This is a genomic window from Bacillus sp. FSL R7-0166 (assembly GCF_038008935.1).
GTDB lineage: Bacteria > Bacillota > Bacilli > Bacillales > Bacillaceae > Bacillus > Bacillus altitudinis.
The window spans coordinates 1,710,874-1,732,805 of the sequence record NZ_JBBPAC010000001.1 but is presented as its reverse complement, the minus strand read 5'-3'; the positions used below and the strand labels follow the sequence as shown (position 1 = coordinate 1,732,805).

Sequence of the window (21,932 nt, the reverse complement as noted above, 5' to 3'; positions counted from 1 at the left end):
GGAAATGATTACTCTTCATAAACTGAGCAGCACGGGTTCATACTAATGCTGAGGTGATAGAACATGACAAAAAGAAAAGCAAATCATGTAATTGAAGGCATGAACGCAGCCAAAAGCCAAGGAAATGGTGCAGGCTATATAGAAAATGATCAGCTCGTTTTAACAGAAGAACAAAAGCAAAATAATAAAAAGCGTAAAAAAAACCAATAAGAAAGGAGTGAGTAATGATGACGAACAAAAACACCGGGAAAGACATACGTCAAAACTCTCCTAAAGAGCATCAAGGCGGGCAGCCTGAGCCACTATCAGGCAGTAAAAAAGTGAAAAACCGCAACCATACAAGACAAAAGCACAATTCACATCATGATATGTAAACATTTTCTCTTAAGCCCGTGACCAAACGGGATGTTTTAGGTCTTTCACACATTTCAGCTTTCATCATATGATTTATTATGAGATGTGATGGAGGAGTGTTTATGGAGAATGAAAAGCAAGTGAATTCCTCTGATTTTCTTGAAATAGATGATTGGCTGAGTGTATTAATGGATGATCCTTTTGCATGGTATGACGAACAGCTCCCAATAGATCTTTACGAAACGAGCCGTGATTATATTATTGAGATCGACCTCTCCACCCTATCGATCACTGATTTAAAACTGACCTTTTCCGGATGTGAGCTCATCCTCGCTTATTTGATTGATGAAAGAGAACAGCCGATTGAAAAAAGTGTCATGCTCCCTTTTTATTTGAATGACAAAGACATTGATACAGATTACGAAAACAGAATCATATCAATAAAAATCAAAAAAGAAACCCATCGTCAAGACGGAGCATTTTCCTTTCAAATGCCACACTTCAAACATTAAGAGCCCGCCTGTATACAGGCGGGCTCTCTTCCGTTCGTTTCAAGTCAATACCTTTTGCGAACCACCATGGCCAAATAGTAGAGTCGCTATACAATAATGTATTCCTTTTCTACTAAATGGTTTGGGTCATTCTAGTAAATGGGCGCCTCTTGATCAAAAAAGGCGTTTATAGAAAAAAACACATACATTTTTGTTATTTTCTTCTACCTTCCCTTCATGTAAAATAGAATAGAGAGAAGGGATATAGGGAGTGAGAACATGTTAAGCGGCTGGTTTTTGTGGTTCATTTTATTTTGGGGTACAGTGATGATTGGATTACTAGCAATCGGTGGCTTTTTTATGTTTCGCAAGTTTTTAAAACGATTGCCGAAAGAAGACGGGAAATCAGAGCTTGATTGGCAGGATGAATATATTCAAAAGAGCCTGCACCTATGGCGCGATGAAGACAAACAGCTATTAAATGAGCTAGTATTACCGGTTCCAGAGCTGTTTAGAGACGTCGCCAAAGAAAAAATCGCCGGTAAAATTGGCGAGCTGGCACTTAAAGAACAAGCGGCCAGCATTAATTTAGACTTAATCATTCGCGGCTATATTATCGCTACACCGAAGCGGGATCATAAATTTCTACTAAAGCGCCTTCAAGAAAAAAAGATCGACCATTCGCCATATGAATCTTTATTAAAATAACCTCCTTTTTAAAAAGGAGGTTTAATTTATTTGGGCCTGCTGCAGATCTAATTGTTTAGACATCTTTCTAAACGACAAATACATCGCAATCCGCCAAGGGACAATCATGCCAAAGGCTAGAATCCAAAACATCCCGCTGAGCGCACCATAATCAATGGAAGAGCTTAAAATCGTCTTCATACCGATACGAAGGACAAGAAGTCCAATGAGAATAAACACAAATGCTTTTGAACGCTTCAAATAGATTTCATTGCCTCTAATTTCAAATTTCGATGTTTTAATTAAAAAGATAGAGAAAAACATCCCTACAGTAATCGCCTCTAAAAACTCAGCTCCAGTTACTTGAAACATTGGCACAAAAAACATCAGTGCACCAGTGCTCATAAAGATAGGAGGTAAAATAATTTTTTTCGCGGTTGCAGGTTTTGCAGATGATTTAATGCGAATAAACATGACGGCTACCGCCATACATACCGCCACTATAGAAGAAATTATGATCATCATATCAAATCATTCCTTTATTCTTTAAGGTCAGCCTATGTATAATATACTCCAATTGACGAAAAAAAACCATTCGCCGCGACTGTAGAAAACGATTTCAAAAACCAGTAAATCCTCCAAATAATGATGAGAACATAATAATGATCCACGTCAGAAGATCAAAGAACAGCAAGATTCCTACCACGATCATAATAATCCCGCCAGTTTTCATAATGAGCTGCTGACGCTTTCTGATCCAAGCCATTTTTGTGATGAAAAAGGAAAGAACAAAAAATGGGATAGCAAAACCTAATACATACGCAATCATGTAGGTCACAGCGGACTCTGGCTTGTTGCTGGCAAGTGTGATGACAGCTGATAAAATCGGGCCGGTACATGGTGTCCAACCAGCAGCAAAACCCATTCCGATGAGAATCGATCCAAAAAAACCGGCTGGACGATTTTTAAACTGCAACCTCTTTTCTCCCATTAAAAAAGAAGGCTGAAATACACCAAGAATCATAAAGCCAAAGAAAATAATGAGAATGGCACCAATTTGACGAATCGCATCTTGATATTCAATGAAAAACTTCCCAACAAACGATGTCCCAAATCCAATGGCAATAAAAATGAGAGAGAACCCAATTAAAAAGAATAATGTATGAAGAAGACTTCTTCTTCTCAGCATCACCTTCTCAGATTTCACTTCATCTATACTAACGCCCGTAATATAGGATAAAAAGGCTGGATAAAGTGGCAGACAGCACGGTGAGATAAAAGATAGAAACCCTGCTCCAAACGCTAAAAAGTAATTCAAATCTGACAAAAGAACACCCCCTTCTTACAATATACAATAAGAGATGACAAATTCATTTCATTTTTTTTACATCGCCTCAATAAAGATGGTCTAATCTCTTAAAACCTTATATAATTTAATTTGACATCAAGATACCAAACCCTTTAAATTTGAAAATAAACCTTAAAATGGATATAATAGAATCGATTCTTTTTATCAAGATTTGCATGAAAGGAACATGACTTTGGTAAAAACATCATTATTAACTCAAATTGAAGAAAAAAGAGAAGAGCTGATGAAAGTTGTCTTGCATAATGGGATGACATCAACAGTGACCATCGAACATAGCCAGCAGCTAGATCATCTCCTCTTACAATATCAACGACACTTACACTCAAACTCAGCCAACTAATGATATCTCAAGATAGAAACAAATGCCGCACGATTTTAGAAAAGTTGATATGTGTGACAATAAAAGAAACGAAAACCTCTGCTCACAGGGGTTTTTTGTTTTGTCTTTAACGGACGGTTCACGGCAAAATAAAAACCACTTTCCCTGCTTTATTCATGCAAGTACAGTGGTTTTATGCGTCTGATGAAGGTGACTTCAATAAAGAAAGGGCATCGCTTGTCCAATCTTTAGGGACCATGTTCCATCTATGATCATAATAACGTACGTATTATTTCGCTTGGTTGTTCATGGCTTTCATCATTTGATTGATTTTCTTTTGGGACGGTTTCATGCCCATTTGCATCATCATCATTCGAAGCATTTGTTCATTAATTGGTGGATTCTTTTTCAAGTAGCTCATCATATACTTACGAGCAATAAAGAATCCGAGTGCAACTCCTGCAAGCAGTGCAACAACGCCTACAAGGATGACAACCCATAAATCCATAATTCTTCCTCCTTCATGTTGTCTCGTATAAAGTGTACTAAACAAAAGGCTATTATACAACATTTCACGTTCAATTTTATTTTTTTAAACAAAATTCCTCACTTTTACCGGATTGAGCCACCCGTGCTTCTTTGATCCAAAGTCCATAGCCAGGAAACAAGGACTAATTTTTCTGAGTACTTCAAAAAACACCGCTTCTGCCTCATAACTGCCTGTGGCAGACATTTGAATGTAACGGTCTTTTATAATGAATGCGGCTGTGCCTTTTCCATCTGGCAGCGATGCACTGTATATTGAGCCTATTTGTGTATAGTGAATGTTGGTTAAATTGTTCATTAAACGCTGGTGCATATGAAAAGCAGGGATTCGTTTCGTTACATAATCCACTTGCTTAACAAGCATGACTAATTCGTCATCACTGCGGTTCGTCCAGTGTAACGATTCAAACAAATGAAACAAAATAGATTCTCTACCAAAATAATGATGAGCAAACTCATCCTCAATCCAATAAATATAATAATGGCGTTCCATGTCTATCCCTTCCTTTCACATTTCGTCAATCTCGCTTATTGCTTGTATTATACAAAAATGTGAAAGAAAGAATTGTCTATATATGAAGCAAGAAGAAACTAGTTTTGTCAAAAAAACAAGAAAAAAGAAAAAAGTTTGCAGAGCATAGTGAAAAGCTCTGCAAACCGACTGCAAAAAAGCATGATGCTTGGAGACTGATTATTTATTCAGCTTTGCTTTTACGCGGCTCACCACGTTGCTGACAGTGAAACCGTATTTTTCAATAATGGTTTCGCCTGGTGCAGAAGCGCCAAATTTATCAATCGCAATCACATCGCCATCAAGGCCAGTGTAACGTTCCCAGCCAAGTGAAGCACCCATTTCGATTGCAACACGTGCTCTCACTGCTTTAGGAAGAACGGACTCTTTGTATTCGTCTGACTGCTCATCAAAGCGATCCCATGCAGGTAAGCTCACGACAGAAACGCGAATGCCTTCTTTTTCAAGTGCTTTTTGCGCTTCAATGGCTAAACCTACTTCAGATCCTGAAGCAAGTAGAAGAGCTTCTGGCTGTGCATCAGCTGCTTCAACGACGACATATCCACCTTTTTCTACGCCTTCATACGCCTTCTCTGGTGATTGATCAATCGTTGGAAGGTTTTGACGAGTAAGAACAAGCGCTGTCGGTTTATTCGTTGAAGATACAGCAATTTTCCATGCTGCAGCTGTTTCGTTTCCATCAGCTGGACGAATAACAGAAAGGTTAGGCATCGCACGTAATGAAGCGAGCTGTTCAACTGGCTCATGCGTTGGTCCATCTTCCCCAACCGCAATACTGTCATGCGTAAATACATAAGTGACAGGAAGTCCCATCAATGCAGCAAGACGAATGGCAGGTCTTAAGTAGTCTGAGAAAACAAAGAATGTTCCGCCGAATACACGAAGTCCGCCGTGAAGTGCCATACCGTTTAATGCTGCACCCATTGCGAATTCTCTCACACCAAACCAAATGTTTCTGCCAGCGTAATTCTCTCTGCCAAAGTCAGTTGTATCTTTAATGGTTGTTTTATTTGATCCAGCAAGGTCAGCAGACCCGCCAATAAAGAATGGTACTTGTTTTGCAATGCCATTTAATACTTCTCCAGAAGAAGCACGAGAGGCAAGGCTTGAACCTGCTTCATAAACAGGAACCTCTTGATCCCAATTCTCAGGAAGTTTCCCTTCAATCGCAAGCTTCAGCTGAGCTGCTAGTTCTGGATATTCTTTTTCATATTGCTCAAACAGTTCATTCCACGCTGCTTCTTTTTTCTGTCCAGCGTCTTTAACAGCTGTTTTGAAATGATCGTACACTTCAGAAGGTACATGGAAATCTTCTTCAAACGTCCAAGAATAAGCTTCCTTCGTTAGCTTCGCTTCCTCACTGCCAAGCGGTGCACCGTGCACCCCAGACGTTCCCGCACGGTTTGGAGATCCGAAACCGATTGTCGTCTTCACTTCAATAAGTGTAGGTTTGTCTGTACTTTGTTTGGCTTTTTCAATGGCAGCCGTCACTTCGTCAATGTTATTGCCGTCTTTTACATAAAGAACTTCCCAATTCATCGCTTCAAAACGATTCTTCACATTTTCAGAGAAAGAACGATCGAGGTCGCCATCTAAAGAAATGTCGTTTGAATCATAAAGAACAATTAAACGGCCTAAGCCTAAATGACCAGCAAGTGAAGCAGCTTCAGAGGAAATGCCCTCCATTAAGTCTCCATCTCCGCAAATGCTGTATGTATAGTGATCCACAACATTAAAGTTGTCTTTGTTATACGTTTCTGCAAGATGTCTTTCTGCAAGTGCCATTCCTACAGCCATCGCAATCCCTTGTCCTAAAGGACCTGTTGTCGCATCTACGCCCTCAGTATGTCCAAACTCAGGATGTCCAGGTGTTTTGCTTCCCCATTGGCGGAATTGTTTTAAATCTTCGATGCTCAGATTGTATCCGCTTAAATGAAGCATGCTATATAAAAGCATAGAGCCATGTCCCGCAGATAACACAAAACGGTCTCTGTTAAACCAATTTGGATTTTGCGGACTTACGTTTAAGTGATTCGTCCATAAAGCGTATGCCATTGGTGCAGCGCCCATCGGCATTCCAGGGTGACCGGAATTCGCTTTTTCAATTGCGTCTATGGAGAGAGTACGTATTGTTGCAATAGATTTCAATTCAATCGTTTCCATATAAATCCCCTTCCGTATCTTGTGTACACCATTATCATAAATCTACTGTCCTTTTTTCACAACTATTTCACGCCGAAAAAGAAGGATTTTGTCACATTTAGTTTATCGATCACCTAAAAACTTATACAAATATGAAAAAAGATGAGAATATTCCTCCCATCTTTTCAAAAATCAAGAAATGATGACCTTTAATGAAGATTCTGGTCTCTTTCTCTTTTTAATTTTTCTGGTGTGACATCGTTTCCTTCTGGATCGACGATTTTCACGGTTTTAAGTGTATTTTTCATAGAAGAACGAAAAGCCTTTAAATATTCCTCTCTTAATTGCTTTTGTTCTGTTTTCTCAGCGTCCGACAAACCGGCCTCTTTCGACTTTTTTGAAAGCTCATTGATTCTTGCAAGCTGTTCTTTAGAAATCATGACAAACTCCTTTAAAACATTTTCTCTACATACTACTAAATATCAGTCATTTTTACAACAAATCACGCTTTAAGTCGCAAGCCCTTTTTCATATTCTTGGTACCTTCTATGGACGGTTGCTTTTGAAATGTCAAAACCAAGTGCCTGCAATGTCACTGCAATTTCAGCGAATGTCATGTTATTTTTTCTTAATCGAACAATTTCAGAAATCGGTACTTCAATACGTTCGCGGCCAGGCGCCTGTTCTTGGTGTTTTAAATTCAGTTCGGGTTGATACCCTCGCTCAACAGCTTTTTTCATCCCACGCTTAATTTTCAAATTATGAATTTTCCGCTGATACTCTTCTACAACGCCTACAATTTCAATGACCATTTCGTCTGCTTCTGAAAGCTCAAGCTCTCCTCTATGAAATACGCTGTACACCTTGACTTTCTCTTTAAACAGACAATGAAGAAGAGCGATTTTCGCCTGCCCTCTTCCAAGGCGTGTCTCATCTTGAATGAGAACAGCATCGATTTCTTCCTCTTTCAGCGTAGCCAGCATGTCAAAAACACCGTCACGATCAAGATCGTATCCACTCGCTTTTTCTTTAATCACTTTGACTACATTCATCTTGTGCGCTGCAGCTAAAGCAAGCAGTTCTTCTTCTTGTCTTTTAAGCGAGGTTTCTTGCTCTTCTTTGGCAGTACTTACTCTCGCATAAATGATTGCATTCATGTCTTCAATCGACCTTTCTACTGTACTGTTGCAAGTTGATATACGACTGGATGCTCTTTTTTAACTGGAATCACAAGGATATCTCCCGGCTGGATGTCAGTTGAAGCGAGATCATTGTGTTCAGTTACCCAGTCAATAAAAGCATTTTTATCGATCGATTTACTGTCGTTTACTTGATCAGCTAATCCCCAAAGAGTATCACCTGATTGAACCTCTATTTTAACATATTGATTTGGATCATTATGGCTAGTGACTGCAATAAGTGAGAGAAATATGCCAACGATGAATGAGAATAGCCCAATAAAAATAATAGATTCCTTTAACCTCATAATGTCATCTCTCCTAATAGAATGTGTGTTCGTTCTTTATGACACTCATTATAAATACGAACAAACGTTTCTGTCAAACGTTTTTTTCGAACCTATGTTTGTACTGTTAGGAAAAACATGCTATAATTTCTTTAAAATTGACGTTTTGAGGTGCAAAAGATGACGAAGCTATCAAAAAGACAACTCGATATCCTGAAATTCATAAAAGAAGAAGTAAAAAGCAAGGGTTATCCCCCATCCGTTCGTGAAATTGGCGAAGCTGTCGGTCTAGCATCAAGTTCAACTGTCCATGGACATTTAGCTAGACTAGAAACGAAAGGTTTAATTAGAAGAGACCCAACGAAACCTAGAGCGATCGAAGTACTAGATGAAGAGGAAATGAATATTCCAAAGAGCGCTGTAATGAATGTTCCAGTCATCGGAAAAGTCACAGCAGGCTTGCCTATCACGGCTGTTGAGAATGTAGAAGAATATTTCCCACTTCCAGAAACTTTTGCAGCGCCAGATGAACAAGTATTTATGCTTGAAATTATGGGAGAAAGTATGATCGATGCAGGTATTTTGGACAAAGACTACGTCATTGTGCGTCAACAAAGCACTGCCAACAATGGAGATATTGTGGTGGCTATGACAGAAGAAGATGAAGCAACAGTGAAACGTTTTTATAAGGAAGATACACACTTTAGATTACAGCCCGAGAATCCATCAATGGAACCGATTATTTTACAGAATGTGAGTATACTAGGTAAAGTGATTGGCGTATTTAGAAATATTCATTAAAAAAAGCCGGTATTTCATCAACGTTTGATGAGAGCCGGCTTTTTCTTTTATGAACAAGAATATGCAAGAATACTAGAGCTTGGGAACGAGCCAAATGTAAAGTTCGGCCATATGAAACCCGTTGTACGGCCAAAAGGCTGCGAGGAAAGAACATACATGAGAAATACTTGACCGTTTCTAAGGAACACAATGGTCCACCTTCTATTACATCCAGCTGCAAATTGAACCGTTTGCTGGCTTCCGCCTACACTCTGCCCTGCAATGAGCGGCTGCATACTTTGAGGCTGAGAAACTGCTTGTTGATATTGCGAGATGATATGCTGCGGCGGGGCTGGCGGGACCGACTGTCCTCCTGCACCTTGCCCTTGCCCAGTCCCTCCGAATGGCAAGCCGGGAAATCCTCCAACTTGAGAAATAGGAAACGCTGGCATGCTTTGTACCTGCCGATCGTACAAGTATCCATTCCACGTACCTTCATATGGATTATACATACTAAACACCACTTTCTTAGACATTCATCACGACAGTATATGTCATACATAAAAAAAGAGTGTTGAGGAGACAAATAGAAATCTTTCCAAAAGACGTTTTATTCTCCTTTAGAACGGTTAAATACTAATGAGGAAGAAAAAAATAAAAAAATGAAAACTTTTTGTCTCCCTCAAACGTTATATAGATAGAAAGAAAAGAAATAAAAAACATTTAGATTTAATACTTGTAATATCTCTGTAACTATTGTAACATTTGTAACATAAGAAGTTTTCATTGAGAAAAGGAGGCAATCGCCTTGAAAAAATTATTTGTTTTATTAACCGCTATTATGCTTATGATCTCATTACAAACAACAACACTGGCCGCTTCCAAAAAATCAGCCGCTTTGACAAATAAAGAAGCGTTACATATTGCCCTTGATGCAAGAGAACACTTTTGGAGTGCGATGTCAGGCTACAACATTAAAGAGCATTCAGATTACAAATTAAAATCATTTACTTATAAAGATATGACTTACAACTACCTGTCTAAAACATTTGACACAAAGAAAAAACTAAACAGCTATCTATCTCAAGTTTTCACAAAAGATGCCATTACTCACGGTTTAAAAGACTATCAGTTCATCGTTCATAAAGGAAAAATGGCTGTGCCAGTTGGTGACGGAGACAATATGCTTAATTGGGATAAGGCAACACCTAAACTCGTCTCTAAGAAAAGTACAATCCGCACATACGAATTCACAGTTCCAACACTTGATGGACGCAAAGTAAAACGTACTGTCACTTTCGAGAAAGTACAAAACGAGTGGAAAGTAACAAAAATTGACGCTGTGATCTAAATAAAAACCAGGCCGTTCACTAGGCCTGGTTTTTATATGGATGAAAATTCAGTCATACGATCTAAAGCGTGAGCAAGTGATGAAGCCGTTTGAAATTCATTAAAAGGAAGTCCAAGCTGTACAGCCGTTTGAGCAATTTCTGGTCTAATGCCTGAAATGGTCGTATCAACCCCAATTAACCGAAGTGACGTGACAAGATCAAAGATTTGATGTGCTACCATCGTATCAATGATGACGACACCTGATAAATCAATACATAAATGTTGAACACCTTTTTGCGAACACTGTTTTAATGTATTTTCTAAGATAATCTTTGCTCGCGCAGTGTCAATATCTCCAACTAAAGGCAATAAGGCAACATGACTTTTTAACACAATGACTGGGGAACTCAGCTCATAAATCATGTCTCTTTGTGCAACGAGTTTTTTGGTGGTATTTTTCACATATTGCTGAATAAAGACATGAATTGAAATGTTAAATGCCTCAGATATCAAATCATACCAATAAAATATTCGGTCAATGTCAATATCACCTTGATGCTGTTTTATAAACTCTTTTAAGTAATGAAGAACCACTCTTTGATTGGACATATATTCTCTCACGACGTAATCTAATGGTGTGTTCAAGTGCTTCGGATCACTTGCTAAGTCTTCAGACCATTTTTTAAATTTCGTATGTAAATACGTCTTGTCTTCAATAAGTGCGCGGATAAAATGCTGATAATAATCTTGATTTTGCCGTTTTAGCTCTGCTATGATGCTGGAATCTGTTGAACGATAAATGGATTCTGGATCATCATCCTCAATTGATTCATACCATGTTTCAGTCAGTTTCTCTGCATGTTGCATGAAAAAATCGTATAATGCACGGTTCTTTTCCATAAGCATATGTCCCTTCACATTTTCTACTTGTCAGTCTTTGTACCTGATGGATTGATTGTACCACTGAATCTTTTGTACCTGCTAGCTCGAATACGCTCCTGTTGAACAAAAAAAGCCCCCTCAAGGAGCCTCTTGTCTATGTTTATTTGACAATAAATAAAATTCGTTTCCCGTCAGGATACCCGCTGATTTGATGCCCGACCCATGAACCAGCGCCTCTATTATCTGATGGACTGACATATTGAACGCTCGCCCCCTTTCCTCCTTCAAGACACACTGCCATCGGCCATTCATCCCGGTCAAAACCAGGTTTTGTGGGAATTCCTTTTAATGATTCTTGTCTGCGGGCATCTGCCCCATTTCGGTCAATGGTACACACATCTGAGTGCCCTTTTCGAATAGCTTCTTGAATATGACTGCCTGTTTCAGGATACCGTTCCTTAGGAAATTGAATCACATGATCATAACGATCTGCCCCTTTTGCGGAACGATCCTCTCCAAAACCACCTAATAACGCACCCATCCAAATGACAAAACAAAGAACGACAGCAGCGATCCAGCCTTTTCTCATCTTCAAAAGCTCGTGACCTCCTCATACTTTTGATGAAATGATGTTGACTTGAAGGAAATGAGTCATTTTTAATGTATGAGTGGCTGCGTGATGACATGTGAAAAACATGAGCTGAATCTGCCTAGCAAAAGATTCATAAGAAAAAGCGAATGATTTCTTCATCATTCGCCTTGTTCTACTTAAGATATTTCATCTACTCTATATAATGTTTCGTTTTGTGAAGACATCTTGGACGGCATCCCCTCTTCAGCTGATGAGGATCGTTTATATTCTTTAGATGAGATGACTGTACCATGTGATTTAATCCAGCTCACCAATTTGCTGTTAGCTGATGACTGATTGTCTGGTAATAAAAAGTATTTCACCTTTCCTTGTTGAATAAGTGCTTTTAATTTGTTGACATTCAAAATAGGATCTGTCCCATTAAAACCGCCTAAGGCCATGACATTCTCATCTTCATCAATGATATATGGCGCTGCGGTAACAGTCGTAAGCGTTGCAAATAAATACGTTTCTCCTGTTTGATGCGCCTTTAAATAAGTGAGTAAGCCTTGATCGACACTAGATGTAAACATGTTCCCTCCTCGTGAACTAGCCAGCTGTACACCTGCCTCTGGAAGAACAGCATTTCCACCATATATGATTGGGGTGGCGGACCAAAAACCTGGAAACAGTAACAGCGTTGTCAAAGCAGTGATGAGCAGTCGTTTCATGATCAATTGTTTTTCTCTATACATCAGCAATAGGATAGCAATACTTGTTCCCGCAATCGCAATGGCATACATCCAAATACTACTGATTTGAGTCGTATAGTTACTCAAAATATACCCTTGGAAGATGGCTGTAACAGCGATTGCTGCTGGAAGCAAATACGCAGATACTCCTTTGTTAGCCTTAAATAACTCTCCCAGCTTCTTAGCTCCTATGCCGCATAGTGCTGCAATAGGCGGGGCAAGCATAATGAGATAGTAATGGTGAAAGAAACTCGCAATACTAAAGAATCCGGCAGCAGGAATCAGCCATGCTGTCCAAAACATCGTTTGTTTCCATTCATTTAATTGAGCTTTTCTCTCCTTCCACCAACTGATGATCATCCCTAAAAGCCCAAACAAAGCAAACGGCAGCATCCAGCTGATTTGACCTGACAATGCAGATTGAAATAAACGAAATATACCGGGATTCCCCGTGCCATACATATTCATACTTTGTTGACCTACAGCACTTCCAGGCGGAGAACCACCATCTGGACCATGTTGAGGTGGCGTCATTTGATTTTGGGGTGGCGGCGGCTGATTTCTGTTTGACTGATCCTCTGACGAATCGCCTAATCCAGAATTGTCTGGCATCACCATACCTGCTTGCTGGTTCATGTCACCAAAGGATTTCCCTGTCGTCTGACCAAGCAGCCGTTCCGTGCCGTTATACCCAAAGGCAAGTTCTAACACTGAATTTGTTTGACTGCTTCCCACATAAGGGCGCTCACTTTCAGCTGTCATATCTACAGTAACTGCCCACGATAGAGATAAGCAGGCTAATACGACGATCGAGCATAAGAGCGAGAAAATTTTCTTTTTTAACGGTACGCGAGCAGCAATAAAATAGTAGAAAATAAATGCTGGAACGACCATAAACGCTTGCAGCATCTTCATATTAAATCCTACCGCTACCAAAGCGAAGGCCATAAGAAGCCAGCGCATCTTTCCGCTTTTTACAGCACGCATTAAGAAATACGTACCCGCAAGTAATGTGAAGACGAGCATACTGTCTATATTGTTTGTTCTGCTCACAGCTGCGGCAATTGGCGTGAGAGCCATAACGGCCGCTGACACCCTTGCAGCACCTTGACCGAAAGCCGGTTTTATCATGAGATAAAGAAGAAGAACAGATCCCACTCCAGCAAGTGCCTGCGGCAATATCACACTCCATGTATGAAAACCAAAAATAAGTGCACTGATGGTTTGAATCCATAAAACGACGGGTGGTTTATCAATTGATACGAATCCAGCTGCATCAAATGAGGCATAAAAAAAGTGATGGAAGCTTTTGGACATACTTTTGACTGCAGCTAAATAATATTGATTGGCACTGTCATTCTGCCAAATTTGATAAGTGTAGAGAAAAGCTGCAATCAATAAAATCAACAACAATATCATATCTATTTTTTTATTTTTCACTCATATCTCTTCTTTCTTTATCATTTATTTCATTCAGCATAGCTTTTAAATATGAAATAGTGATGAACAAAAAAAGAAACTTTTCTGCATTTGACGATAAAAAAAGCCTGTCCCCTGTAAAGGAAACAAGCTGATTGTTCTATTTTTATTGCGCCTTCGCATAGTTGATAAATTCAACAAAGGCAGCAGTCGCTTTTGGTCCGCCGTTGATCGTTCCGTTTGAATAACCCGCATTATGGACCCCGACGATTTGTTGGTTCTGATCTAGCATCGCAGAGCCAGAGTTTCCGCTAAATGTATCGATCGTATAGTATGCGAGATTCGTATCTTCTCTCGTGACTGGACCTGACATTTCCCATTGTGACACTTTGCCAGTCGATCTCATTTTATCACCTGGATATCCAGAAATTTTAATCGTTGTACCTGTTAGATTTGTCACTTGACGAATAGAGCGATAGCCGACCGTATTTCCAATGTTCGTATCTGTTTTAATGACGGCAAAATCATATTGACTCGCCCCCGTGTTGATATATCCACTTGGTACATAGAATTCGGTCATGTTTGCTGAGCCGTTCACGGCCGTGCTGTCATTCATGCCTGGGTAGACAGACCCTTTTGCACTATAGCTTCTTGTGGCTGTATTGTAGACGCAGTGTCCGTTTGTCAATATTTTGTTTGGAGCAATGAGTGTTCCTGTGCAGCTAGATCCACCAAATGTAATATAAGCAATAGAATTATAGGGTGCTACTCTTGTATTCGTCACTTTTGTTCTACCATCGTCTCCAATGACTACTTTTGTTTGAAAGTCTTTTAAATATTTTGTGAGTGGTTTTACTTTTTCGCCAATAGTAGAAGAGAGATCATCCACTTTGTCAAAGGATGAGGGGGTTTTCAAATCGTTGTGGAAGTCAGCTGAAGAAATCACCTTTCCGTCAGAAGTCACCATGTCATAATCAGACGTAAGTACTGAATCAGATGCTGCATGGGCAAAACTAGGCACACTTAAAGCACCAAAAACGAGTAGAGAAGGGATTAATTTTTTCACCTTTTTCATCATATTCCTCCTTTATGTCCTATATCAAAAATGATACGATTGTTTCATATTGGAGTAAATGAGAGAATATTCTTATTTTTTACAAAATATTTCATTTGTAAATTAGGTGTTTCGTATCTTCCAAATATTTATTCTAGCGATCTCTCTATAAAAAAAGAAAAACCGCCAAAGTGGCGGTTTTAAGATTGTTGACAAAGGGCTAAAATGTGATTTATTTTAGCCCTTTGTCTTCTTTTCAGCGTGATCAGCTCCATACATCTTTTACATATCTGTTGTCATTGGCTAGAGATGTCAGCCATTGTTCAGCTGTTTCTTTCGCACACTGTTTCTCAGTCTGATACAGTTCAATAAGTGTTGCCTCGACATCTGGTGCCATGACCTTTCCATCCCCGCAAATATACAGGTAGGCGCCTTTGTCGAGCAATTCAATGAGCTTGGCTCCATCATTTTTAATGAAGTGCTGGACATACACTTTTTGCTCCTCGTAGCGAGAGTAAGCACGGTGGATGGTGACGACTCCTTTTTGTTCTGCAAGCTGCATTTCGTCATAATACAGATCATCTTCATGCGGGTGGCGGCAGCCAAAATAAAGATCGGCTTCACCTAACGGCTTCCCTTCATTTTGCCATGTTTCCCTTGCCTGAATGAACCCTCTAAACGGGGCGATACCTGTTCCTGGTCCAATCATGATCATTGGTATTTCAGGAGAAGGCGGCAATCCGAATCCTGCTTGAGCTTCATGAAGGAAGCAGGCCACTTCATCTCCTTCTTGCAGTCCGCATAAATAGTTTGAAGCGACACCTGCGTATTCACCGCGTCCGCTCCATGATTTTCCTTTCACAACAGCTACTGTGATACTAAGCCTCTTTTCATCCACCTTTGGCGAACTGGAGATCGAGTAATAACGAGGCTTCAATCCTGGTAAAAGGGCTAAAAAATGAGCAAATGGCAGTTCACATGCTTCGTATTGTTCTAGTAAATCAAGCATGGTCACACGCTTCTTTAATATAGCTTCTTGATAAATTTCTCCCGCCATTTGTTCAAGTTCAATACGATGAGGTGGGCATACCGTATATTTTGCAAGATCTCTTAGCTGAGTACGTGTCACAGGCTCTTGTAGCTCTACATGTGACGCCAGCAATTCTCCGACTTGAATTGGCTGATTTAATGGTAAATGACTTGCTTCTTTTTCCGAAGAGAGTATCATGTGCTGCTTGGGATCCAGCTTAAAACGATCGGTCACTCGCTGAACGAGTGTTGCACTATTTTTTGGCACGATTCCGATATGATCTCCTTCTTTATAGTGCTTGCCTTCAGGTAATTGAAGTTCGATATGCCTTGTTTGGCGGGTACTTTTTTCAGATTGTAATTCTTGATTTTTCAATACAACAGCTGAAAAGGCACCGTATGTTTTAGCTACAGGACGTTCCACTAGTTCATTCGTATATGCAATGGATAGGTTTGGCTTTTCTTGGCGTTTCTCCTGCAAGGTTAAATTGAATTCTTTTGCAAGCTCATCGAAGACTGTCTTCTGGAATGTTTCTTTATCTTCATCCATATCACCGCCCGCATCGCCTTCACCAATATCCGTTACACGCTTCGCCCCTTTTCTTTCAAGTGCTTCATCAATCAGACGAGGAATACGCTGATACGTGCTCGCCCAATTTCGATCCCCGCACCCAAAGACTGCAAATGTCACGTTTGATAGATCTTGCTCCTCATCCTGCGTCACCCAATCCACAAACTGTTTCGCATGGTCAGGCGGATGACCGTTGTATGAAGCCGTTACAATTAAAACTGCGCCTGACTCTGGTAACTTTCGAGTATAATCATCAAGGGGTGCCGTTGTCACGTCAAACCCTTTTGCTTTTCCGTCTTCAGCAAATTCGTTTGCCATCTGCTTTGCTGTGCCCAGATTTGATCCGTACAAGACCAATAGCGGTGTTCCATGACTCGCTATTTTTGCTTCAGCAGAGGCCGTGCTTTTTGTTGGTTCTTCTTTCGGAGGCGCCATAAAGAATTGCTGCTTTCTTGGCCGCACTTTGATTTTAAAATCATTCGGCTTAATCGTCAGGGATTCTTTTAAATCCAGTTCATACGACGTATGGTCAATCAGTTCAAGGTTGTGCAGAACCATCGCCAGAACCATCGTGGCTTCATGAAGGGCAAATTGCATCCCAATACATGCACGCTGGCCATTTCCGAACGGTTTATAGGCATGCTGTGGAATCTTTTCAGGATGCATAAAACGTTCAGGCTTGAATTCTTCTGCATCCTCCCCCCAAACCGCTTGATCCCGATGTAATTTAGGAAGCAGCACATTGACACTTTGGTTTTTTTTGATCGGATATTTCCCTCCAATGACTGTATCCTCTTTCGCATAAAGAGAGAACGTAGGCGCCGTCGGCCAGAGGCGAAGTGCTTCATTTAAGACCATACGCGTATAACTTAGTTTTTGAACCTGCTTAAATGTCGGCAGTTCGCCTTGTAGCACGTCGTCTGCTTCTTGTACGGCTTTTTTTAATTTGTCTGGATTCTTTAGTAAAAAATAAATCGCAAATGACAACAATCCACTTGTTGTTTCATGACCTGCTATTAAGAAGGTAATGATTTGATAACGGATATTTTCATCTGACAGGCGTTCACCTGTTTCAGGATCCTTTGCATGTAGCATGAGAGACAGTAAATCATTGCCCGTTTTATCTTGTTTTTTCCGTTCTTGAATAATGTCATCTACTAATTGCTTCATAAAATCAACATTTTGTTCAAATTCTTTTCTTCTTTTGATCATTAATTTATCTGCGACCGGCAATCTACTTGCTTGATCCATCGCTTCATTTAAACCATTCAGCATGCTTTCAATAAATGGATGCTGATTTTCTTTGTAAAAGCTGTTAAATCGAAAATCAAAACCGCATAGCCCGATCGTATCTAAAGTGAGCTTTGTCATATCTTCTGCTACTTCAATTTCTTCATCACGGCCCGTTCTTTGCCATTTTTGTACAAGCTGTGTGGCAATATCGAGCATCATCTCATGATAGCCCTTCATGGCCTGCTGGCTAAACGCCGGCATCAAGATGTGATGAGCCTTTCTCCAATTCGGCTCTTCTGTCCAACTTGTGAATAACCCATCCCCTGAAAATGTTCTCACTTTATTGAGACTGCTTCCAATGAATTTATCAAAACGCCTCTCATCAAATACTTCTTTAGCAAGTTCATGGCTGGAAACAAAAATACTTGTTGCTTTTGAAAATTCAAACTGAAAGATCGGCCCTAATTCATCTGCCAGCCGCCAAAAGGTTTGAGAAAGCTCTCCTTTTTTGATATGAGGAATATTTTTTAAAGGTCCGTATGTTTTTGGTTTTGGAATGATTGATGTTTGTTGCATGTGCCCACTCCCTTTATTTCTTTATGATGCAACGCTAATGGCACGCCATAAGCATTGCTCAATATCTTCTAAAAATTCAATCGTTGGTTCAATTTCCTCTGCTAGAATCTGTTTATGAAGCTGAACGAACGCTCCAAATACAATGGATAAAATCGTTCTCCCTGAAAGATTTGGATGAATTCCATCCTTTTTGCCTTCTTCAAAAATATGAAATAGCTCATTTAATAGCTGCTGCATCTTCTCTTTACTTTTCTCATCTAAATAGTGTGAGCGTTTGTCAATTTCTAAGAAGTACAGACCACTTGGATTCTCTTTTGTAAAGAGCACTAAGCAATAAAAGACATGTTTGAAATAAGCCCTAATGCTTGCTTTAGGGTCTGGACTGTTTGTATTCACCTTGTCGATAAATGCAGTCAGGCTTCGCTGGTATAAAATGTTCACAAGAGCCTCTTTACTATCAAAATAACGATAAATGGTTCCTGCTCCAACATTGGCTCTTTTCGAAATCATCGGCATCGTTGTACCGTCAAAACCCCGTTCAATAAATAAGTCCAGAGAAGCCTTCATAATCTGCTCCTGTTTATCAGTAGTTGCTGCGGGCATTTCATCCTCTCCTTTCGTTTTATCAGGAATGAATATTCATTCCGCTTGGTGTATATTATATTAATATTTTAAATTCTTCTATTTATACTTAAACATACTTATTTTTCTCCGTCACTACATTTTCTGAAAATAATAATAATTGAGAAATGATACCTAGATAGATGACATCCAAACGACTTATAAATATTGGCAGTTCTGTGACGCGCGGGTGTCGTCTGAACTATATGTTCATTCTTGGTCAATTGGAGAATGGATGTGATCGTCATATGTATCAATATATAAACTGCCATTACTTGAACGAACCGCATAAACAATGTCTTTTAAAGACAGCTGCCTTTTTTGAATTTCTTCATATATCCACTGCTCCGTTAATTGGTTTTCATGAAGGTTTTTCAAAATGAGCTTTCCGTCCATAATGACTTCAATGGGCATGTAACGCTCTGCCTGCATCCATAGGTTAAGATCTTTTCGCGTGACATAATCAAATGAAGGGTATTTTTTCACCGACATATGCCCATCTGTTTCAATCATTGCAAATTCAACTTCACTAATGTCAAACACATTCTTTTCTCTGAGCTGTTGATTTAAATAATCAAGTGTATACCTCATTCCTTTCATATTCTCTTCAAGGATTTTGCCATTTTGAATCACAAGCGTTGGTTTACCGGCCATAAAACCTCTCACCTTCCGGCTTCTTAAAGCAAGTAAAGAAATCACATAAATAATGATCACAAGTGTAATAAAAGAAATGGTTGTGTGATGAAGCGGAAGCGTAGTATTAAACGCCAAGTTCGCCGCAATTGAACCTAGACTGATCGCCGCAATGAAATCAAAAATATTCATTTGTGCAATGGTTTGCTTTCCAAGAAGACGGGCACCGCCGAATAAAATAGCAAAAGCAAATATGGTTCGAAGTATGACTTCAATATGATCTGGCATTTCAGCTTCCACCTTTCGATTTCATGAAAAAAAGCCTTTTCTCTAGAAAAGACTCTTTGTTAGACTATGCATTTATTCCGTCATTATTCAAATGGCCCGCTTCCGTTTGCTCAAATTGTGAACGCAGCTCAATGATTGAGCTGTTTCTCACGTTTACTGGATCTTGCTCGAGTAGCCATGTATAAAATCTTGCTTGCTCTGCTGTTTGCAAAGCCTGCATATATTTTTGGGTGGAGCGCTTATCTGCAACACGCTGTTTAATGGATCGCATTTGCTTCCAAAATTGATAATAAGGAAGCTTTAACTTGGTCATAAAGCCGCTATTATCCTCAATGACATAGCCTTCTTCTTTGATTGTGTCATCATGTGATACAGATTGATACCATTTATAGAAAGAGGTCCAATCATGAAACACTGCCACTTGCTGTTTGCACCGCATGCCAAGCTGTTCACTGAGCCTTTTCACTTCAGCAAATGGTTCTTTTTCATAGCTCAGCTGACGCTTCACGATATCAAGTAAAATGAGTTGATCATGATCATATGTGATAATATGCGGATCTTTCCCTGGCAAAATGACTTCAAATACAAGGGATACATGGTTGTCGCGTACGTATGATTTGATGTAATCGACCTGCACATCGTCAAAGGTCGCATAAAATAGCTCTTCGACCCAAGCAGCATGCTGATTTTGCTTCACATGTGACGTATACGATTTGGACGTAAACACCAGCTCATCTTTTATGTCGTTAAACCCAACCGTGCCTAAGTATCCATTTGCTTTATCAAAGACCGTCACAGGAAATTGAAGATGATTCACTAAATGCTGCATTCTGGTTTCAGGACGTTCATCAATATTAAAGAACTTATTATAACTTCTAGACACAATCTGCTTTGAAGTCATATTGATAAACAACCCTCTTGCTTTGACATTTATTTCATCCCATTGTCTTTCACTAAATGCTTTTTTGGTGAAATTAAAAGATGAAATATCGTGTGGCAGCTTTAATTCCTGTACATATTCATGCTGATCTAAATGGGCTAAAAAATCATCCAGCGTCACATTGGGCTGAACAAAGACCGGTTGCTTGTTTTCAGAAGCTCTGTAGACAGGATTGTCAATTTCATGTGTCTCAATCCCGCCTGCTGTGATTTTTAACACACGCAGCTGTCCGCCAAATTCAACCTGACCTTCGAGATTATAAGATCTATCCGCCGCTTGGATAGGCAGTCTATATAAATTGCGATGACCATGAATTTGAATGATATCTAATCCAGAAGTGTTTTGCACAAATAAGTGGTCAATGTCATCTGAATATTCACCTACTCCGTGAATAAGCTGCTGCGTTGAGACATGCAGAAGCTCTTCTGGCAAATGAGCAAGCCCACCATGGGTGACAAGAAATGTCTGACCATGATACGTAAAATAGGTGAGCTGATGAAATGTTCTGACAAACTTCCTTAATTCTTTTAGGTCAAAACCTGCTTCCGCAATTTCAGGCGCAGTATGACGGTTAAACATATTACTTCTCACTTTTTCTTCATGTGCATATTTGTAAAGATGCTGATCATGATTTCCTTCAATGACGATCACATTGCGGCATTCTCTATGTGCCAGCATCCATTCTAACACTTCCTTGTTTTCTATTCCTCTATCAAGCAAATCACCTGCAAAGATATAAAGCTCGTTTTCTTTCAAGTCTCCTTGCAAATAAGTATTTAGAGCTGTGTAACAGCCGTGAATATCACCGAAGACGTGAATGGCTTCATACTGATCAAAAGACCTAGGCTGATACGTCATAATGACTGGATATTCCTCAGGCGTCAAAACGGTTACCCATGAAGGCACCTTCTCTGTATTTAACCGTTCATTCATTTGATATAACACAGATTCCTTCACTACTTTGTGCGGCTCTCGACCGCGATTTTGCAGCAGGGCTGTTTCAAGAGGCACTTGCGTAAAATCGACGACATACACTCTATAGCGATATGAAGTAGCTAATGATTTATACTGCGAAATGGACTTACTTGTGACATGTGTTGCATCAATGACAGTAAAGTCTCCTCGTTCCATTCGGGCTGTGAGGAGTTCAAATAATAAAGACCAGACTTTATGATCATGTTTGCTTGAAATTTCCGGCTTCCCATTGACTGATAACTGCGGAGGCTGGGTTAACAGACGGATCTGATCCGCTGATAATGTATATGGTTCTAAGCCTTGTTCTTTGATCCAAGTTGATTTACCTGCACCTGGGAGACCTCGTAAAAGGACTAAAGTTCTCATAATGG

24 protein-coding genes are annotated in these 21,932 nt (G+C 39.7%); 7 read left to right on the top strand and 17 right to left on the bottom strand.

What is annotated here, in order from left to right; translation table 11 throughout:
- The first annotated feature begins 63 nt into the window (after positions 1-63).
- From sspO to NST01_RS08815, 4 genes are all read left to right on the top strand, one after another.
- Positions 64-210, top strand: a complete 147-nt coding sequence (gene sspO, locus NST01_RS08830; protein WP_008343809.1) for a small acid-soluble spore protein O — start codon at positions 64-66, stop codon at positions 208-210.
- A gap of 17 nt (positions 211-227) precedes the next feature.
- Positions 228-374, top strand: coding sequence for a small acid-soluble spore protein P (locus NST01_RS08825; RefSeq protein ID WP_003211331.1), 147 nt, complete (start codon positions 228-230; stop codon positions 372-374).
- A gap of 102 nt (positions 375-476) precedes the next feature.
- Positions 477-866 (top strand): Hsp20/alpha crystallin family protein, encoded by a 390-nt coding sequence (locus NST01_RS08820; RefSeq protein ID WP_008343811.1) that lies wholly within the window; start codon positions 477-479, stop codon positions 864-866.
- A gap of 258 nt (positions 867-1,124) precedes the next feature.
- The gene (locus NST01_RS08815; protein ID WP_007499335.1) at positions 1,125-1,553 is read left to right on the top strand and encodes a DUF2621 domain-containing protein; all 429 of its coding nucleotides are present in this window, start codon (positions 1,125-1,127) and stop codon (positions 1,551-1,553) included.
- A 21-nt stretch (positions 1,554-1,574) separates the two neighbouring features.
- On the opposite strand, the gene NST01_RS08810 is transcribed toward NST01_RS08815, so the two are convergent.
- Together NST01_RS08810 and NST01_RS08805 are read right to left on the bottom strand one after the other, a co-directional pair.
- On the bottom strand, positions 1,575-2,057 hold the full coding sequence (locus NST01_RS08810; protein ID WP_056703240.1) for a CcdC family protein: 483 nt from the start codon (positions 2,055-2,057) through the stop codon (positions 1,575-1,577).
- Positions 2,058-2,151: 94 nt separating this feature from the next.
- Complete coding sequence (locus tag NST01_RS08805; protein WP_008343813.1) at positions 2,152-2,859, bottom strand: cytochrome c biogenesis CcdA family protein; 708 nt, start codon at positions 2,857-2,859, stop codon at positions 2,152-2,154.
- Positions 2,860-3,067: 208 nt separating this feature from the next.
- On the opposite strand from NST01_RS08805, the gene NST01_RS08800 reads away from it, so the two are divergent.
- On the top strand, positions 3,068-3,241 hold the full coding sequence (locus tag NST01_RS08800; RefSeq protein WP_369810454.1) for an aspartyl-phosphate phosphatase Spo0E family protein: 174 nt from the start codon (positions 3,068-3,070) through the stop codon (positions 3,239-3,241).
- Positions 3,242-3,509: 268 nt separating this feature from the next.
- On the opposite strand, the gene NST01_RS08795 is transcribed toward NST01_RS08800, so the two are convergent.
- The 6 genes from NST01_RS08795 to yneA form a co-directional block, all read right to left on the bottom strand.
- Positions 3,510-3,728: a YneF family protein gene (locus tag NST01_RS08795; RefSeq protein WP_003212379.1), complete on the bottom strand. Its 219-nt coding sequence runs from the start codon at positions 3,726-3,728 to the stop codon at positions 3,510-3,512.
- Between the two features lie 84 nt (positions 3,729-3,812).
- Positions 3,813-4,259: a sporulation inhibitor of replication protein SirA gene (gene sirA / locus NST01_RS08790; protein WP_007499339.1), complete on the bottom strand. Its 447-nt coding sequence runs from the start codon at positions 4,257-4,259 to the stop codon at positions 3,813-3,815.
- A gap of 198 nt (positions 4,260-4,457) precedes the next feature.
- Positions 4,458-6,461 carry a transketolase gene (gene tkt, locus NST01_RS08785; RefSeq protein ID WP_025207397.1) on the bottom strand — a complete coding sequence of 668 codons (2,004 nt, stop codon included), beginning with the start codon at positions 6,459-6,461 and terminating at the stop codon, positions 4,458-4,460.
- A 188-nt stretch (positions 6,462-6,649) separates the two neighbouring features.
- Entirely contained in the window at positions 6,650-6,880 is a 231-nt protein-coding gene (locus tag NST01_RS08780) for a DUF896 domain-containing protein (RefSeq protein ID WP_008343816.1), read from the bottom strand.
- Between the two features lie 69 nt (positions 6,881-6,949).
- Positions 6,950-7,597 (bottom strand): YneB family resolvase-like protein, encoded by a 648-nt coding sequence (locus NST01_RS08775; RefSeq protein WP_025207396.1) that lies wholly within the window; start codon positions 7,595-7,597, stop codon positions 6,950-6,952.
- Positions 7,598-7,614: 17 nt separating this feature from the next.
- Complete coding sequence (yneA, locus tag NST01_RS08770) at positions 7,615-7,926, bottom strand: cell division suppressor protein YneA (protein ID WP_007499348.1); 312 nt, start codon at positions 7,924-7,926, stop codon at positions 7,615-7,617.
- Between the two features lie 159 nt (positions 7,927-8,085).
- Between yneA and lexA the strand changes: the two genes are divergently transcribed.
- The gene (lexA, locus tag NST01_RS08765; protein ID WP_007499350.1) at positions 8,086-8,706 is read left to right on the top strand and encodes a transcriptional repressor LexA; all 621 of its coding nucleotides are present in this window, start codon (positions 8,086-8,088) and stop codon (positions 8,704-8,706) included.
- Between the two features lie 47 nt (positions 8,707-8,753).
- Here the strand turns inward: lexA and NST01_RS08760 are convergent, their stop codons facing one another.
- Positions 8,754-9,197 (bottom strand): hypothetical protein, encoded by a 444-nt coding sequence (locus NST01_RS08760; protein ID WP_008343821.1) that lies wholly within the window; start codon positions 9,195-9,197, stop codon positions 8,754-8,756.
- 296 nt (positions 9,198-9,493) lie between these two features.
- On the opposite strand from NST01_RS08760, the gene NST01_RS08755 reads away from it, so the two are divergent.
- Positions 9,494-10,036 carry an IseA DL-endopeptidase inhibitor family protein gene (locus NST01_RS08755; protein ID WP_017359584.1) on the top strand — a complete coding sequence of 181 codons (543 nt, stop codon included), beginning with the start codon at positions 9,494-9,496 and terminating at the stop codon, positions 10,034-10,036.
- A 32-nt stretch (positions 10,037-10,068) separates the two neighbouring features.
- Here NST01_RS08755 and NST01_RS08750 read toward each other — a convergent pair whose 3' ends face one another.
- The 8 genes from NST01_RS08750 to NST01_RS08715 form a co-directional block, all read right to left on the bottom strand.
- Entirely contained in the window at positions 10,069-10,917 is an 849-nt protein-coding gene (locus NST01_RS08750; protein ID WP_017359585.1) for an STAS domain-containing protein, read from the bottom strand.
- 142 nt (positions 10,918-11,059) lie between these two features.
- A complete protein-coding gene (locus NST01_RS08745; protein WP_224559893.1) occupies positions 11,060-11,440 on the bottom strand; it encodes a NucA/NucB deoxyribonuclease domain-containing protein in 381 nt (126 codons plus the stop codon).
- Positions 11,441-11,667: 227 nt separating this feature from the next.
- Positions 11,668-13,662, bottom strand: coding sequence for a glycosyltransferase family 39 protein (locus NST01_RS08740; protein ID WP_341041779.1), 1,995 nt, complete (start codon positions 13,660-13,662; stop codon positions 11,668-11,670).
- A 145-nt stretch (positions 13,663-13,807) separates the two neighbouring features.
- Complete coding sequence (locus NST01_RS08735; protein WP_025207394.1) at positions 13,808-14,716, bottom strand: trypsin-like serine peptidase; 909 nt, start codon at positions 14,714-14,716, stop codon at positions 13,808-13,810.
- Between the two features lie 244 nt (positions 14,717-14,960).
- Entirely contained in the window at positions 14,961-18,104 is a 3,144-nt protein-coding gene (locus NST01_RS08730) for a bifunctional cytochrome P450/NADPH--P450 reductase (RefSeq protein ID WP_341041778.1), read from the bottom strand.
- A gap of 21 nt (positions 18,105-18,125) precedes the next feature.
- Positions 18,126-18,707, bottom strand: coding sequence for a TetR/AcrR family transcriptional regulator (locus tag NST01_RS08725; RefSeq protein ID WP_017359589.1), 582 nt, complete (start codon positions 18,705-18,707; stop codon positions 18,126-18,128).
- 228 nt (positions 18,708-18,935) lie between these two features.
- Positions 18,936-19,646, bottom strand: a complete 711-nt coding sequence (locus NST01_RS08720; RefSeq protein ID WP_163116589.1) for a DUF421 domain-containing protein — start codon at positions 19,644-19,646, stop codon at positions 18,936-18,938.
- 64 nt (positions 19,647-19,710) lie between these two features.
- Positions 19,711-21,927, bottom strand: coding sequence for an RNA ligase (locus NST01_RS08715; RefSeq protein WP_076821656.1), 2,217 nt, complete (start codon positions 21,925-21,927; stop codon positions 19,711-19,713).
- Between the last annotated feature and the right edge of the window lie 5 nt (positions 21,928-21,932).